Source organism: Streptomyces sp. CNQ085, from assembly GCF_022614595.1.
GTDB lineage: Bacteria > Actinomycetota > Actinomycetes > Streptomycetales > Streptomycetaceae > Streptomyces.
In genome coordinates this window covers 16,821-32,408 of sequence record NZ_JAJFAU010000037.1, presented here as the reverse complement: position 1 = coordinate 32,408, position 15,588 = coordinate 16,821, and the positions used below count along the sequence as shown (strand labels likewise).

Here is a 15,588-nt window from a genome sequence, read left to right as displayed (position 1 = left end):
GGCACTGGCACGACGTTGGGTGATCCGATCGAGGCGCAGGCCCTTCTGGCCACCTACGGTCAGGATCGTGAACGGCCCCTGCTGCTGGGCTCGGTGAAGTCGAACCTGGGGCACACGCAGGCCGCCGCCGGTGTCGCCGGCGTGATCAAGAGCGTGTTGGCGATGCGGCATGGTGTCGTCCCGCGCACTCTGCACGTGGATGCTCCGTCCTCGCACGTGGACTGGTCGGCCGGTGCGGTGGAGCTGGTGCGGGAGCCGGTGCCCTGGCCTGACTCCGACCGCCCGCGCCGCGTCGGCGTGTCCTCCTTCGGCCTCAGCGGCACCAACGCCCACGTCGTCCTCGAAGCCGGCCCCGAGCAGGAACCCCTCGCCCACGACACCGAGCACATCGTGCCCCTCGTCGTCACGGCCCGCTCGGAAGATGCGCTCGACGAGCACATACGGCAACTCCAGCCGTACGAGCCGTCAGTGCACGTCGGATTCACGGCGGCGACCGGCCGGGCCTGGTTCGCTCATCGTGCGGTGCTGCTGCCGTCGGCGGACGGGATGACGGCGCTCGCCAGGGGAGTGGCAGCCGAGGGCCCGACGGCGTTCGTGTTCTCCGGTCAGGGTGCCCAGCGGCTCGGTATGGGCCGCGAACTGTACGGCCACTTCCCGGTGTTCGCCGAGGCGCTGGACGAGGTCCTGGCCGAGCTCGACCCCGCCTTGCGGGACGCCATGTGGGGCGAGGACGAGGAGGCCCTGAACCGCACGGAGTTCACCCAGCCCGCCCTCTTCGCCGTCGAGGTGGCGCTGTACCGACTGGCGGAATCCCTCGGCGTACGGCCGGACTTCCTGGCAGGCCACTCCGTCGGCGAGATCGCCGCGGCGCACGTCGCGGGGGTCTTGTCGCTGGCGGACGCATGCGCTCTCGTGTCGGCCCGCGCCAGGCTGATGCAGGCCCTCCCGGAGGGCGGCCTGATGCTGGCCGTGGAGGCCGGCGAGGACGAGGTCACCCCGCTCCTCACCGACGAGGTGTCCGTCGCGGCGGTCAACGGCCCGAACGCCGTGGTGCTGTCGGGCACGGAAGAGGCCGTCGCAGCGGTCGCCGCGGCCCTGCCCTCGGACCGCCGCACCACCCGGCTGCACGTCTCGCATGCCTTCCACTCCGCACTGATGGATCCGATGCTCGACGAGTTCCGCGCGGCGATCTCTTCTCTGCGCTTCGGCGAGGCGCGTGTTCCCCTCATCTCCAACCTCACCGGGGATCTCGCCGCTGCGGACTCGGCGGACTACTGGGTCGAGCACGTCCGTGGGACAGTCCGGTTCGCCGACGGCGTGCGCACCCTGGCCGAGCAGGGCGTCACCCGCTTCGTGGAGATCGGCCCGGACGGCGCACTCACGGCGCTGGTGCAGCAGTGCGCACCCGAGACCGCCCTCGCGGTCGCGGCCCTGCGCGGGAACCGCCCCGAGGAAGAGACGTTCGCCGCCGCACTGGGCCGGCTCTTCGTGCACGGTGTCCCCGTGGACTGGGCTTCCTACTTCGCCGGTACCGGCGCCCGGCTCACCGACATCCCCACCTACCCCTTCCAGCGCCGGCACTTCTGGCCGGAGCCGCCCGGCCAGGGCCTCGGCGACGTACGCTCCGCCGGGCTCGTGCCGGCCGGTCACCCCGTGCTGGGCGCGGCGATGCTGCTCGCGGACGGTGACGGCGCGGTGTTCACCGGTCTGCTCTCGTCGCGGGCGCAGCCCTGGCTCGCCGACCACACGGTGCTGGGGCGGACCCTGGTGCCCGGTGCCGCCCTGGTCGAGCTGGTCATCCGGGCGGGGGACGAACTCGGTGCCGCGCGCATCGAGGAACTGACGGCGGTCGCCCCGCTCGTACTGCCCGACGACGGCAGCCCGGTACTGGTCCAGCTGCGGGTGGGCGGCGCCGCCGACGCCGGACGCCGCACCTTCACGGTGCACGGCCGCCCCGAGCGGGACGGCGCGGACGCCCCGTGGACCGCGTACGCCCACGGCGTACTCACTCACGCCGCTGCCGAGGAACCGGTCGGCGGCACGGCCGTATGGCCGCCGGAGGACGCCGAGGCCATCGAACTCGACACGCACTACGGCATGTTGGCGGATGCGGGCCTCGACTACGGGCCGGCCTTCCGCGCACTGCGGCACGCCTGGCGGCGCGGCGGGGAGGTGTTCGCCGAGGTGTCACTTGAGGCGGAGACGGACGCCGGCGGCTACGGCGTCCACCCGGCCCTCCTCGACGCCGTCCTGCACGTGGCCGGCTTCACGGGCGCGGGCGGCGACGAGGGTACGGCGCTGCCGTTCGCGTGGGAGGACGTGGCCCTGTCCGCCTCCGGTGCCCGCACGGTGCGCGCCCGGCTGGAGCGGACGGGGGAGCGGACCGTGCGCATCGAGGTCGCCGACACCGAGGGCGGGGCCGTTCTCACCGTCGGCGGGCTGACCGTACGGCCCGTCGACGGCGACCAGATGGCCGGCGCCGGGTCCGCCGCCGCTCCGGACGCGCTGTTGCGGACCGCGTGGACGCCGGCCGGCGAGTCCGCGGCCGAGGTGCCCGCCGAGATCGCCGTACTCGGTGAGCTGCCCGAGGATCTCGCCGGGGAACTGGCCGCAGCCGACGTCAAGGCGGTGCCGTACGACGATCTCGGCGCCGTACCCGCGCACCACGGCCTGGTACTCGCCACGGTCCGGGGAACCGGCGTCGATCCGGCCGACTCCGCGCACGCCCACGCTCGTGCGGCGCTGTCCCTCGCCCAGACGTGGCCGGCCGACGAACGCCTCGCCGGGGCGCGGCTCGTAGTCCTGGTGCGTGGGGTCACGACCGGGGCGGAGCCGGGTGCCGCCGCGGCGTGGGGGCTGCTGCGCTCGGCGCAGAGCGAGCATCCCGGCCGTGTCAGCATGCTCGACGTGCCTGGGGAACCGTCCGGCCTGGCCCGCGCGTTGACCGTCGCCGAGCCCGAAGTGGCTGTGGTGGACGGCGAGGTGCTCGTGCCACGGCTGGAGCGCGTGAGCGTGGGCTCGTCCTCGAGTGGGCCCTTCGGCGACGGGGGAGCCGTGCTCGTCACCGGCGGCACCGGCGGCCTGGGTGCCGTCCTCGCCCGTCATCTCGTCGTCCGGCACGGCGTACGCGAGCTGCTCCTGCTGTCCCGGCGCGGTGCCGACGCGCCCGGCGCCGCGGCCCTCGTCGCCGAACTGTCCGCGCAGGGCGCCCGCGTCGAGGCGGTGGCCTGCGATGCCGCGGACCGTGACGCCCTCGCGGCCGCCCTCGCCGGACGGCGCGTCGGCCATGTGGTGCACGCCGCGGGTGTCCTCGACGACGCCACCGCCGCGCACCTCACCCCTGAGCGCGTCACCGCCGTCCTGCGGCCCAAGGCCGACGCCGCCTGGCATTTGCACGAACTGCTGCCGGACGTCCGCTCGTTCACCGTCTTCTCCTCCGCCGCCGGTACGTTCGGCAACGCCGGGCAGGGCGCGTACGCCGCTGCGAACGCCTTCCTCGACGCGCTCGTACGGCACCGTCACCGGCTCGGCCTGCCGGGCCGCTCCCTGGCCTGGGGACCGTGGCGGCAGTCGGACGGCATGGCCGGCGCGCTCAGTGCACGCGACATCGAGCGGATGCGTGCGGCCGGCTTCCCGCCGCTGCGCACCGACGAGGGCCTGGCCCTGTTCGACCGGGCCGCCTCGGCCGAAGAACCCGTGCTGCTGCCGGTGCGGATCGACGCGGCCGCGCTGCGCGCCCGCGACGACGTACCCGAGCTGCTGCGAGGAATGGTCCCGGTACGCCGGTCCGCGGCCCGGTCCACCGATCCGGGGCTCGTGGCACGGCTCACGACACTGGACGAGTCCGAGGGGCGTGCGGCCGTACTGGAACTGGTGCGCGACCAGGCCGCCCGCGTACTCGACCACCGGCCCGGCGGCACCACGGACATCGAACCGGTACGGGCCTTCCGCGACCTCGGATTCGACTCGCTGATGTCGGTGGAACTGCGCAACGCGCTGAGCAACGCGACCGGCCTGCGACTGCCGGCGACCCTGGCCCTGGACCACCCGACCCCGGAGGCGGTCGCCCGGCACCTGTACACGCTGCTCGCCCCCGAAGCCGAGCGGACCGGGGCCGACAGCCTGCTGGCCGCCCTGGAACGCGTCGAGCGGATGATCACGGCTCTGCCGGAGGCGGCCGCCGACGGCGCGGCGCACCGGCAGATCGCGGGACGGCTCGACGTCCTGCGCACGCGCTGGTCGGCGCTCGCCGCCCCGGCGGCCACGGCACCGGAGCAGGCCGCGAACGACCCGGAGAAGGCGGCGGAGCTGGACGTGGACAACCTGTCGGACGACGAGATGTTCGCCTTCCTCGACGACGAACTCGGGGGCGGGTGACCGAGCCCGAACTCGGCACGGGTGACCGAGGGGTGGAGAGCTTCCACTGATGTCCCCGGCCGCGCCCCGCCTAGCGTGGGCGAAACCGGTACACGAACGGCGGACCAGCGGCACGGCCGGGTCCCTGAGCCGAAGAGGCGATGAGACGTGGGCATGGTCAAGACGGACGACGGTCCGGCCATCGAGGTGCGTGATCTCGTACGCGCCTATCGCGGGCGTGGCAGTGAACTCGTCAGAGCCAACGACGGACTGACGTTCAACGTGCCGCGCGGGCAGGTGTTCGGCCTGTTCGGGGCCAACGGCGCGGGCAAGACGACGCTCGTGCTGCAGATGCTGGGGCTGGTGCGCCCCACATCCGGCTCCATCACGGTCAACGGCATCGACGTGGTGCGCCACCCCGAGCTCGTGAAGTCCACCGTGGGCTTCCTGCCGCAGCGCGGCCTGTCCATGCGTCTCATAGAGGCGCGCCGGGCGCTGCACTACACGGGGCGGCTGCGCGGCCAGAGCGAGGCGGACGCCCGCCGCCAGACCGACGAACTGATCGACGAACTGGGCCTCGGCCCCTACGCGGACCGGCAGGTGGAGAAGCTCAGCGGCGGGCTGATGCGGCTGGTGAACTTCGGCATGACCCTGATGGGCCGGCCCGAACTCATCGTGCTGGACGAGCCCACCAACGAACTCGACCCGCACAACCGGCGGTTGATCTGGGACATCGTGCAGCGCCGGGCCGCCGAGGACGGCACGACCGTCGTCCTCGTCACCCACAACGTGCTGGAGGCGGAGAAGGCCGTCCATCGGGTCGCTGTCATGCACGGTGGCCGGATCACCGCCATGGGCACCCCCGGCGAACTCAAGGAGCAGACCGGCGCCCGGGCGCGCCTTGAGCTGTTCGTCCGCGACGGCGACAGCCTCACCGACGAGGAGGCCGCCCGGCTCGGCCGGATCGGCCTCGTCACGCCCGGCGACCGCAGCGGCAGCTACCTCGTCACGGCTCCGCCCGACCGGATCCAGCCCCTGCTGGAGGTCCTCGTCACCGACCTCGGCGTGACCCGCGTCGACGACTTCCGCTTCGCCCGCCCCACCCTGGAGGACGTCTACCTCAACCTCAAGCCGGCCCGTCCCGCACCCGAGGCCCCCGACGCGCCCGAACCACCGTCCCCCGTGAAGGAACTCGCCGCCGTCGGCGCCCCCGGTGCCGAACCCGAAGCCGCCCCCGACGCCCCCGCGACCCCTCAGCCCACCAGGCGCGCCCCGCTGCCCGCCGCCCGCACCGGCCGGCCGGCGCCGGCCGCCTCCCCGGCATCCACCCGGGCCCCCAGGCGCCCCCTGAAGTCGCGCCTCGCCACCTTCGGCACGTCCTTCAAGTACCTGTGGTTCGAGCACATGCTGATCGTGCGCACCTCCTGGCACGTGCACATCGTCTTCGGCATCTTCATGCCGCTGACGATGGTGTTCGGCTTCTCCCGCATCGGCAGCGGACTCACCGACCAGTCCAGCCTGCTGTACATCGCCAGCGGCTCCGGCGTGTTCTCCATCGCCGCGCTCGGCACCACCGCCATCGCCCAGCGGATCGGCGCCATCAAGGCCGAGGGCTCGATGATGTACTACGCGTCGCTGCCCATCAGCAAGATCGCGTTCGTGACGGCGTTCATCGCCGCCCGCCTCCTGCTCATCGCCCCCGGCCTGCTCACCTCACTGCTCGCCGTCGAGTTGCTCTACGACATCCAGCTCACCCTGTCGCCGACCCTGCTGTTCGTGTATCCGCTGACCGCGTTGCCGCTCGCCGCGCTCGGCCTCGTCATCGGCACCCTCATCGACCGGATCGAACTGATCTCGATCGTCACCTACATGCTCAACTTCCTTCTCCTGCTGGGCGCTCCGCTGCTCATCCCGCTGGAGGCGCTGCCGGTCGTCCTACGCGTCATCAGCTACGCCATGCCGACCAGCTACGGTGCCGACGCCATCCGGCATAGCATCACCGGTGACATCGACGGCTCCTTCGCCATCGACGTCGCCTTCCTCGCCGTGACCTCGGTGGCCTCGCTGTGGATCGCCGACCGGGCGCTGCGCTGGCGGGTCTCCTGACCCCAACACCGGTGATTTCCCCAGTGACCGCGCACGGGGACGTCGATAGAGTCCTTTTCGTATCCAGAGGGTGAATGTCCTCACGGCTGTTCTCCACGCCAGGTGCGAGGCCGGAGAAGGGCCGTGAGGATTCACCGGAAACATGCACGGAAAGCCGACGGAAAACGTTCCCTTTCCTTGTTCCCGGTGATTTCGTTCCGGATGGAGAACGGGAGCGACACCGGCATGAAATTCCAGGTGCTGGGACCGATGACGGTCCGCGGCGAGAACGGCCCCGTCGCGTTGGGCGGCGTCAAACAGCGGGCCGCCCTCGGCCAGCTGCTGCTGCACGCCAACGAGGTCGTCGCCACCAGCGCGCTGCTGCGGGCCCTGTGGGGCGACGAAACGCCGCCCACCGCCCGCAAGATGCTTCAGAACGCGGTGTCCGCCCTGCGGGGCGTCCTCGCCGCCGAGAGCCCCGGCGGTGGCCCCGTCCTCCTCACCCACGCACCCGGCTACCTGCTGCGTGTCGACGACGACGACCTCGACCTGACCACGTACCGCACCCTCGCCGACGGCGGCCGAGCCGAACTGGCCGTCGGCGCCTGGTCCGCCGCTGCCCGCACCCTGCGCACCGCCCTCGACCTGTGGCGCGGCCCCGTCCTCGCCGACCTCGCCGAGTCGGGGGCCGACTGGCCCGAACTGCGTGCCCTGGCCCGCCACCGCTCGGTCACCCGCGAGGACCTGTACGAGGCCGAACTCGCCTGCGGCCGGCACCTCGACGTCCTCGGCGACCTGGAGACCCACGCCCGGCAGGAACCCGCACGTGAACGGCTCTGCTCCCAGCTGATGCTCGCCCTGTACCGCTGCGGCCGTCAGGCCGAGGCCCTCGCCGCCTACCGCCGCACCAGGACCGCGCTCGCCTCCCGGTTCGGCCTGGAGCCGGGCCGCGCGCTGCACGCAGTGGAGCGCGCCGTACTCGACCACGATCCGGTGCTGGGCCAGCCCGACGCGCTCGCGATCATGGCCCTCGGCGGCGAGACCCGCCGGGCCCGCCCCACGAGCCCGCCCACGCCGGCGCCACCCGCGACGTCGATCGCCGCGATCGGCCATACATCCCGGTCCACCGCCCCGTCGGCCCACCCCGCCCCGGTAGCCGCCGCGAGCCTGCCGTACGCCGTCGCACCCGCCGGAGCCCTCACCGAGCAGCGCAAACAGCTGACGATGCTGCTGGTGCGCACCACCCTGGGCAAGGGGCTCGGCGGCGACCCCGAGGACGCGGCCCGGCTGTCCGGCGACCTCGCCGCCGCCATCCGCGAGGAGGTCGCCCGGCACGGCGGCAAGGTCTCCGGCGTCCTCGGCCCCGTCACCTTCGCCCTGTTCGGCGTCGTCCGCACCCGCGAGGACGACGCCGAACGCGCCGTCCGGGCCGGCCTTGCGATCCTGCGCAGACTGCGCCGCTACGGCGGCCCCGTCCCCGTCCACGGCAGCTCCGCGCCCCGCGTGGCCGTCGCCACCGGTGACGTCGTCGTCACCTGCGCCGCCGACGGCACCGGCGCGGTGCCCGTCGTCAACGGCGCCGTACCGGGAAGCTGCACGGACCTGCTCCAGACCGTGCCGCCCGGCGGCATCCGCGTGTGCGCCACGACCCGCGCCGGCAGCGAACGCGCCCTCGCCTACGGCCCCGCCGGTGCCGACGGCGCGTGCGAGCCGCTCGGCCCCCGGCCCGCCTGCCCCGACCCGACGCCCCCGCTGGTCGGCAGAGGCCGGGAGACGGAACAACTGCGCGGCGCGCTCGACGACGTGGTCCGCAAGCAGCGGCCCTGTCTGGTCACCGTCCTCGGTGAGCCCGGCGCCGGCAAGACCCGCCTCGGCGACGAGCTGACCCGCCTTGCCCGGCGCGCCCCGCACGGCTACGGCGTCGTCACCGCCCACAGCGCCTGGTACGACTGCGAACGGCCGCTCGCTCTCCTGGAGCGCACCCTCGTCGCCGTCACCCGAACCCCGCACGCCGCCGACGAGCCCGGCCGTGACGCCCTCGCCCGCACCGTCCACGCCCTGTTCGGCACCGGCGACCGAGGCGCCTGGCTGATCGACCGCCTCGCACCGTTGCTGCGCACCGAACCACCCGCCCCCGCCGAGTGGCCCGATCTGGCCACCGCCTGGCGGCTGCTGCTCACCGGCCTCGCCGCCGAACACCCCCTCCTGCTCGTGCTGGAGGACCTGCACCGCGCGCCGGACCCCGTCCTGGACCTCGTCACCGAACTCGTCGACACCGCCGGGCCCGTGCCCCTGCTGGTCACCGTCACCGCCCGCCCCGAACTCCTCGACCGCAGACCCACCTGGGGAGGCGGCCGGCGTGACGCCCTCGCCCTCACCCTCGACCCCCTCGACGAGACCGCCACGGGCGCCCTGCTCGACACCCTCGTCACCCCCGAGGGCGGCGACCTCACCGCCGACCTCCGGCGCGACCTGCTGGCCCGCATCGGGGGCAACCCCCTGTACGCCGTGGAATACGCGCGCGAAATGAACTCCGCGGGCCCTGGCCGGCCGGCCGAACGGCCGGAACTGCCGCGCCACGTACGCCAGGTCGTCGCCTCCCACCTCGATACGCTTCCGCCCGTGGCCAAGGCCGTCCTCGTCAACGCCTCCGCACTCGGCGGGGTGTGCTGCGCCGACGGCGTGGCCGCGGTCGGCGAACTCGACCGCGCCGAGGTGGCGTACTGGCTCGACCACCTCGAACGCCGTGACTTCCTGCGCCGCTCCCGGCACCCCTCCGGCAGCGGTGCCGTGCGCTACGCCTTCCGCCATCCGGCCACCCGCGAAGTGGTCGACGCACTCGTGTCCCGCACCGTGCGCGAACACCGCAGAAGCCGCGCCGCGGCCTGGACCGAGCGCACGGCGGCACACCTGTCCGCCTGACCCGTGCCGAACGCCCCGACTACCGGGCGATGGAACTGAGTAACTGCTGGAACCGAAACGCTGTGACTACATTCCGGTGCGCATCGGAATTCCGACTGTGACGGCCGTGGAAACCGGGCGGCCGTGACGCGCTGAGGAGGAAACTCAAATGCTGGCCATGAACGGCGGACCGAAAGTCCGCGAGACCCCCTTTCCGGCCTGGCCGCAGTTCGACGACACGGAACGCGAGGCCGTGCTCCGGGCCCTGGACCACGGCTCGTGGTCCCGCCTCGGCGGCGTGGAAGTGGACGCCTTCGAGCGGGAGTTCGCCGCATACCACCGCGCGCCCGCCGCCCTCGCGGTGTCCAACGGCTCGCACGCCCTCGAACTCGCCCTGGAACTGATCGGGTTGCGGCCGGGCGACGAGGTGCTCGTCCCCGCGTACACCTTCATCGCCACCTCCACCGCCGTCCAGCGCCGCGGCGGGACACCGGTGCCCGTGGACGTGGACCCGGTCACCCACTGCCTGGACCCGGCACAGCTGGAAGCGGCCGTCACGGACCGGACCCGCGCCGTCATCGCCGTGCACATCGGCGGCCAGGTGGCCGACATGGACGCGATCACCGCGTTCGCCGAGCCGCGCGGGGTGGCCGTGGTCCAGGACGCGGCACAGGCGCACGGCGCCACCTGGCGAGGCCTCGGCCTCGGCGAGCTCGGCGGCCTGGCGACCTTCTCCTTCCAGAAGAACAAGGTCATGACCGCCGGCGAGGGCGGTGCGCTGCTCTTGCCGAAGGAGAGCTACGACGAGGCGTTCATGCGGCACAGCTGTGGCCGCGCCCCCGATCTCACGCTGCGCACACCCTCGTCCAACTTCCGGCTCTCCGAGTTCGGCGCGGCGATCCTGCGGGCGCAGCTCGGCCGGCTCCCCGCGCAGACCGAGCTGCGCGAGCGCCGCTACGAGAAGCTCGCCGTGGGACTGGGCTCGATTCCCGGCGTGACACTCCAGGGCCGCGACGAGCGGTGCACTGTCCACCCGCACTACATGACCACGTTCGTCCTCGACCCCGAGGTGCTCGGTGGCCTCTCCCGCGACACGGTCGTCCTCGCCCTGCTGATGGAGGGCATCTCCGCCTTCGGCACCTATCCGGCGGTCCACCGCACCGACGCTTTCCGCACCGGTCAAGCCGACCCCGCCGCTCTCGCCGGGATCGCCGCGCGCTGCCCCAACGCCGAACTGATCGGGGACCGGGGCGTCATGATCCCGCACCAGGTCCTCCTGGGCGGCGACCGGGAGATCGACGACGTCGTGGAAGGCGTCGCCAAGGTGCTCGCCGAACTCCCGCGCACCACCGCCTGACCCCACCGCGTTCACCCGAGATCGAGGAGTGCACCAGCCGTGAACCCATCCGCATGCCCGCAGAGCGTCGACCTGCTCGTGGTCGGCAGCGGCCCGGTCGGGGCGGCCGTCGCGCCAGCCCCGCCACAGCGTTGGCCGCCTCGGCCAGCCTGCCCAGGTATTCCAGCGTCACGGTAAGGCGGTCGGGATGCGCGGACGCGGTCACGAGGCCGTCGGAGAACCACGTACGCAGCTCCGCGAACGCGGTGTCGGCACGGCCCACCCACTCCGCGACCTCCGGGTCCGGGACCAGGCGGTGCCGGGCGGTCAGGGCCGCCAACTCGATCGTGCGGCACAGGGACGTCGCGCCGGCCGACCGGCCCCAGGCGTGCGCTCCTCCGACGCGGCTGTCGAGCCTCTCCACCAGGGCGAGTGCCTGCACGGCACCGGCGGCCCAGACGTCACCGAGGCGCTCGACCAGCGGCGCGGTCAACGGATAGAGCCCGATCTCGGCGAGGTCGTACCGGCCGCCGCCGTCGGGCGATGCGTCCCGGTGGGCACCCTCCTGGGACTTCAGCAGATCACGAGTCGCGGACTCCAGCTCATGGAGCACCGCCGTGTCCCGGGCCTGTCCCAGCCGTCGGCGGGCCGTCTCCAGCCGGGCCAGCACGGCGGCACGCTCGCGGGGGGCAGGCACAGGCGGCCTCGACCGCGTCGCGCTGCCGCTCGGTGAGCGGCGCCAGCAGCGGGTTGCCGTCGAACGTCCCGTATCGGGCGACCGTCTCGGCCACCTGGTACGAGGGGTCCGGGCAGGCGGGCCGGTCGCCGAGGCCGGCGAGCACCGCGCGCAAGGCGTCCTCCACCCCGGTCCCGGCGACCGAGGTGACACCTCCCGCGCCCAACTGCCCCAGGACATGGACCAGATGGGTGCGAGCTTCGGCTGTCGGAGGCCCTCGCCGGCACACGCCATGCGGGGATGGTCGGCCGACGACGGCTAGGAGATCCCCTACAACTCACCCGGCACCGCCGCCCGGACTTCGCCGATTACCTGGCAGTGGAAACACCCAACTGGGACCGCCTCGGCTGATCGCCTAGGTTCGATGCCGAGCGGCGCGAAACACGTGCCGAACACTCGGGAAAACACCGAGAGCGGCGGCCCATCATGACGTGGCCGACGGCCCGGTGGCGCGTGACGCCGGACTTCCCGCCCCGCTCCGCCGAAGTCGCCGAACGTCGCTTCCGCACGGAAAGGAATGGTTGTGCGCATTCTCTGCAGCCTCGCGCTGTCGCCCTCCAACGCCCGCGCCCTGCTGCCGCTGGCCCGCGCCGCGGCGGAGGCCGGGCACGAGGTCACCGTGGTCTCGCCGCCGGAGATGGCCGACGTCTTCCAGGGCGAGAACGTCCGCGTCCTGCCGCTGTTCACCGACATGGCCGAGATCGTGCTCAGCCTGCTGCAGCAAAAGCGCATCGACGTCGCCCCCTCCGACCCGTTCTCGCCGCAGACCCTCCTCGCCACCGCATGCGGCCCGCACGTCACCGACGCCTACCGTCAACTCCTCGACGTCGCAGAGGATTTCAAGCCGGACGTGATCCTGCGCAGCGGCGTCGAGTTCGCCGGCCAGCTGGTCGCCGAGAGGCTCGGCATCCCGCACGTCACCGCGCCCTCCGGCGGCGGCCAGTACCTCGACGCGAAGCTGGCCCTGGCCGAGCTGAACCTGCGTCGCGCCGAACTGGGCCTGCCCGAGAGCGATTCGGCCGAAGCGATCCACGCACACGGCCGCTTCGACTGCATGCCGCCCGAATACGCCTTCACCGCCCACGAGATCGACGGCACCTTCGCCTACCAGCAGCCGTCCGCCGTCGTGCGCGCCGAGACCGGCCCCGAGTGGCTGCGTGACCTGCCCGGCGACAAGCCGCTCGTGGTGGTCTCCAGCACCAATGTGTTCGCCTCGCTGATGCACCACGCCGTCTTTCCGCGCATCCTCGACTTGTTCTTCGACGGCGTGGTCGCCGGACACCTCTTCGAGGGCCTGGACATCGAGGGCGACCCCGCGCTGGTCGTGGGCGCGCTCATGCCGGGTGACGCCAACCCGCTGACCACCGTCGTCAAGGGCCTGTCCCAGGTGGACTGCACGGCCGTCGTCGCCACCCGGGGCATGCCCGTCGACCTGGCCGCCGTCGGCGCCAATGTGCACCTCTTCGAGAGCATCCCGCAGCCGCTGCTGCTGGAGACCGCCCAGCTCCTGTTCACCCACGGCGGCTACAACAGCGTCCGCGAGGCCGTCCGGGCCGGCGTCCCCATGGCCGTCCTGCCCGAACTCAGCGACCAGGCGCACAACGCGAGCCGGGTGACCGAGTACGGGCTCGGGCTGCGCGTGCCCAGCGCCGCGGCCGACGATGTCGCCGACACCGTCACCCGGCTGCTCGACGACCCCGGACACACCCACGCGGCGCGCACCGCGCAGCGGCACATGCTCGCGCTGCCGCAGGTCACCGCCGCCGTCGACCACCTCGTCGCCCTCGCCGGGCACTGACCGGGACCCAGACAGGAGCAGGCAGATGGACACACAGTTCCTCAGGGCGTTCTACGACCTGGCCTCGTGGATCCGGCTCGCCCCGCTGTTGAACGGCCCCTACCTGCCGTTCTCCGCGTGGTCGCTGCGACCCGGCGCCCTGATCAAACTGCTCGACGACATCGCCCTCGGCGACCGCAAGGTCATCGTCGAGTGCGGCAGCGGCACCTCCACGATCGTCTTCGCCCGCTACCTCGCCCAGCGCGGCCACGGCAACGTGCTCTCCATGGAGCACGACGAGAAGTGGGCCCGCTGGGTGAACAACCAGCTGGCGCAGGAGGGCCTGAGCGAGGTCGCCCGCGTCGTGCACGCCCCGCTCGCCGAGCACCCGGCCGCCGTCAAGCGCGTCGAGTGGTACGAGCCCGGGACAGTCGAGGACGAGGTCGGCGCCTTCACCGACAAACACGGCAAGATCGACCTGCTGCTCGTCGACGGCCCGCCCGGCTGGGAGCAGGGCCGCAAGATGGCCCGCTACCCGGCCGTACCCGCGCTGAAGGACCACCTCGCGCCCGGCGCCACCGTGATGCTCGACGACGTCAACCGCTCCGAGGGCGTGCAGATCACCGAACGCTGGGAGGACGAGTGCGGCCTCACCATGCAACTCGACCCGTACGGCACCCGCACCGCGTTCGGTACCTATCCGGGCTGACCGTCCGACGCACGCACCCCGGCGACCCGCGGCACCCACCCGACCGCTCCCGTGGCGCCCGCCCCGGCCGATCCCCGAGTACCCCGCGGCCCCGGACACCGCCGGAACCCGACGACCCTGACACGCCCCCGCATCCCCCGCGCCCGGCGCGGCGGTTCACAGGATGGGAACGAAAGCGATGACCAGCGACAACCCGGCCGGCTCGACCTTCGAGGTCCTCGTCGTCGGCAACGGTGTGCTCGGCCTGTCCCTCGGCCTGACCCTCGCCCGCCGTGGCACCAAGGTGGCCGTCCTCGGCCGCACCGACCAGCCCTGGGCCGCCTCCACCGCGGCCGGCGCCATGCTCGGCACCTTCGGCGAGGTCACCTCCACCCTCGTCGCCAGCGAGCAGGGTCGCGCCAAGCTCGACCTCGGCGTGCAGGCCACCCGCCTGTGGGACGACTGGCTGGACCAGCTGTCCGAGGAGACCGGCGAGGACGAGGACCTGCGCTGCGCCGACGGCACCGTGATGCTGCTGAACTCGGTGGGCGTGCCCGGCATCGACTCCGCCAACTACGCGGCCATCCGCAAGACCCTGGACGACTACAAGGAGCCGTACGAGGACATCGACCCGGCCGAGCTCGGCTGGCTCGACCCCGACCCGCTGGCCCGGCCCCTGATGGGTATGTTCATCCCCGGCGAGCACGCCGTCGACTCCGGCCGGCTCCTGGCCCGGCTGCAGACGGCGCTCCTGAAGGCCGGCGGCACCCTCCTCGACGGCTTCGGCGAGAGCCTGCTCAGCGAGGGCGAGCGCATCACCGGCGTCAAGCTCGTCAGCGGCGACACGCTCACCGCCGGCCAGGTCGTGCTCGCCGCCGGCGCCGCCTCCCAGACCCTCCTCGACACCGTGCCCGCCCTGAACGGCAGCATCCCGCGGCTGTGCGCCGGCGTCGGTGTCTCCGTCGTCGCCCGCGTCAACCCGAACGTGCCCGGCCCGACCAGCGTGCTGCGCACCCCCAACCGCGCCTTCGCCTGTGGCCTGCACCTGGTGCCGCGCGGCCAGGGCCACGTCTACCTCGGCGCCACCAACGCCATCGAGCCCGAGCCCGCCGACGTGCCGTCCATCCGCGACGCCACCTTCCTGCTCGGCTGCGCCCTGCGCCAGCTGCGCCGCGACCTCGACACCGCCGGCATCGAGAAGATCCAGGTCGGTAACCGGCCCGTCGCCTTCGACGGCTTTCCGCTCGTCGGCAGCGCCGGCATGGACGGCCTGTGGATGATGACCGGCACCTACCGCGACGGACTACACCTGTCGCCGCTGCTCGCCGACGAGATGGCCCGCCGCATCCTCGGTGAGGACACCCGCCACGACCTGTCCGTGTTCCAGCCCGTGCGCAGGCCGACCCAGGCGCACAGCCGTACCGACGTCGTCGGGACCGCCGTCACCCACCTGCTCGCCACCGGCTACGAGGACGAGTGGAAGATCCCCAACGCCTGGCCCGCCGTCATCGAGGCCCAACTGCGCGCCGGTTTCGCCAAGTTCGCCGAAGCCCTCGACGACGAGTTCACCCCGCCCGCCGAGATCCTCGCCAAGGCGCAGATGAACCCGGCCTTCGCCCAGCAGGTCCGCGACTACTACGCCGCGAGCCGCGCGGCCCATTGACCTGATGGGCACGGCCGGCACGCCGCGCCCCTGCCCCCCCACCGCA

Annotated in this window: 8 protein-coding genes; 7 read left to right on the top strand and 1 reads right to left on the bottom strand. The window is 73.0% G+C overall.

Features of this window, described 5'->3' with window-relative positions; genetic code table 11:
• Positions 1-15: 15 nt before the first annotated feature.
• From LJ221_RS09435 to LJ221_RS09420, 4 genes are all read left to right on the top strand, one after another.
• On the top strand, positions 16-4,377 hold the full coding sequence (locus LJ221_RS09435; protein ID WP_241715351.1) for a type I polyketide synthase: 4,362 nt from the start codon (positions 16-18) through the stop codon (positions 4,375-4,377).
• A 153-nt stretch (positions 4,378-4,530) separates the two neighbouring features.
• The gene (locus LJ221_RS09430) at positions 4,531-6,462 is read left to right on the top strand and encodes an ABC transporter ATP-binding protein/permease (RefSeq protein WP_241715350.1); all 1,932 of its coding nucleotides are present in this window, start codon (positions 4,531-4,533) and stop codon (positions 6,460-6,462) included.
• Positions 6,463-6,687: 225 nt separating this feature from the next.
• On the top strand, positions 6,688-9,363 hold the full coding sequence (locus LJ221_RS09425) for a BTAD domain-containing putative transcriptional regulator (protein WP_241715348.1): 2,676 nt from the start codon (positions 6,688-6,690) through the stop codon (positions 9,361-9,363).
• Between the two features lie 148 nt (positions 9,364-9,511).
• Positions 9,512-10,699 carry a DegT/DnrJ/EryC1/StrS family aminotransferase gene (locus tag LJ221_RS09420; RefSeq protein WP_308314750.1) on the top strand — a complete coding sequence of 396 codons (1,188 nt, stop codon included), beginning with the start codon at positions 9,512-9,514 and terminating at the stop codon, positions 10,697-10,699.
• Between the two features lie 581 nt (positions 10,700-11,280).
• On the opposite strand, the gene LJ221_RS09415 is transcribed toward LJ221_RS09420, so the two are convergent.
• Positions 11,281-11,580 carry a hypothetical protein gene (locus LJ221_RS09415; RefSeq protein WP_241715346.1) on the bottom strand — a complete coding sequence of 100 codons (300 nt, stop codon included), beginning with the start codon at positions 11,578-11,580 and terminating at the stop codon, positions 11,281-11,283.
• Positions 11,581-11,937: 357 nt separating this feature from the next.
• On the opposite strand from LJ221_RS09415, the gene LJ221_RS09410 reads away from it, so the two are divergent.
• From LJ221_RS09410 to LJ221_RS09400, 3 genes are all read left to right on the top strand, one after another.
• Positions 11,938-13,212: a glycosyltransferase gene (locus LJ221_RS09410; RefSeq protein ID WP_241715345.1), complete on the top strand. Its 1,275-nt coding sequence runs from the start codon at positions 11,938-11,940 to the stop codon at positions 13,210-13,212.
• Between the two features lie 25 nt (positions 13,213-13,237).
• A complete protein-coding gene (locus tag LJ221_RS09405; RefSeq protein ID WP_241715343.1) occupies positions 13,238-13,900 on the top strand; it encodes a class I SAM-dependent methyltransferase in 663 nt (220 codons plus the stop codon).
• Positions 13,901-14,078: 178 nt separating this feature from the next.
• Complete coding sequence (locus tag LJ221_RS09400) at positions 14,079-15,542, top strand: FAD-binding oxidoreductase (RefSeq protein WP_241715342.1); 1,464 nt, start codon at positions 14,079-14,081, stop codon at positions 15,540-15,542.
• The last annotated feature ends 46 nt before the right edge of the window (positions 15,543-15,588 follow it).

What these genes read in the sequence shown, in the direction of transcription:
- LJ221_RS09430 (WP_241715350.1), top strand. Translation starts at nt 4,531, where the DNA reads ATGGTCAAGACGGACGACGGTCCGGCCATCGAGGTGCGTGATCTCGTA.
- LJ221_RS09425 (WP_241715348.1), top strand. Translation starts at nt 6,688, where the DNA reads ATGAAATTCCAGGTGCTGGGACCGATGACGGTCCGCGGCGAGAACGGC.
- LJ221_RS09420 (WP_308314750.1), top strand. Translation starts at nt 9,512, where the DNA reads ATGCTGGCCATGAACGGCGGACCGAAAGTCCGCGAGACCCCCTTTCCG.
- LJ221_RS09405 (WP_241715343.1), top strand. Translation starts at nt 13,238, where the DNA reads ATGGACACACAGTTCCTCAGGGCGTTCTACGACCTGGCCTCGTGGATC.
- LJ221_RS09400 (WP_241715342.1), top strand. Translation starts at nt 14,079, where the DNA reads ATGACCAGCGACAACCCGGCCGGCTCGACCTTCGAGGTCCTCGTCGTC.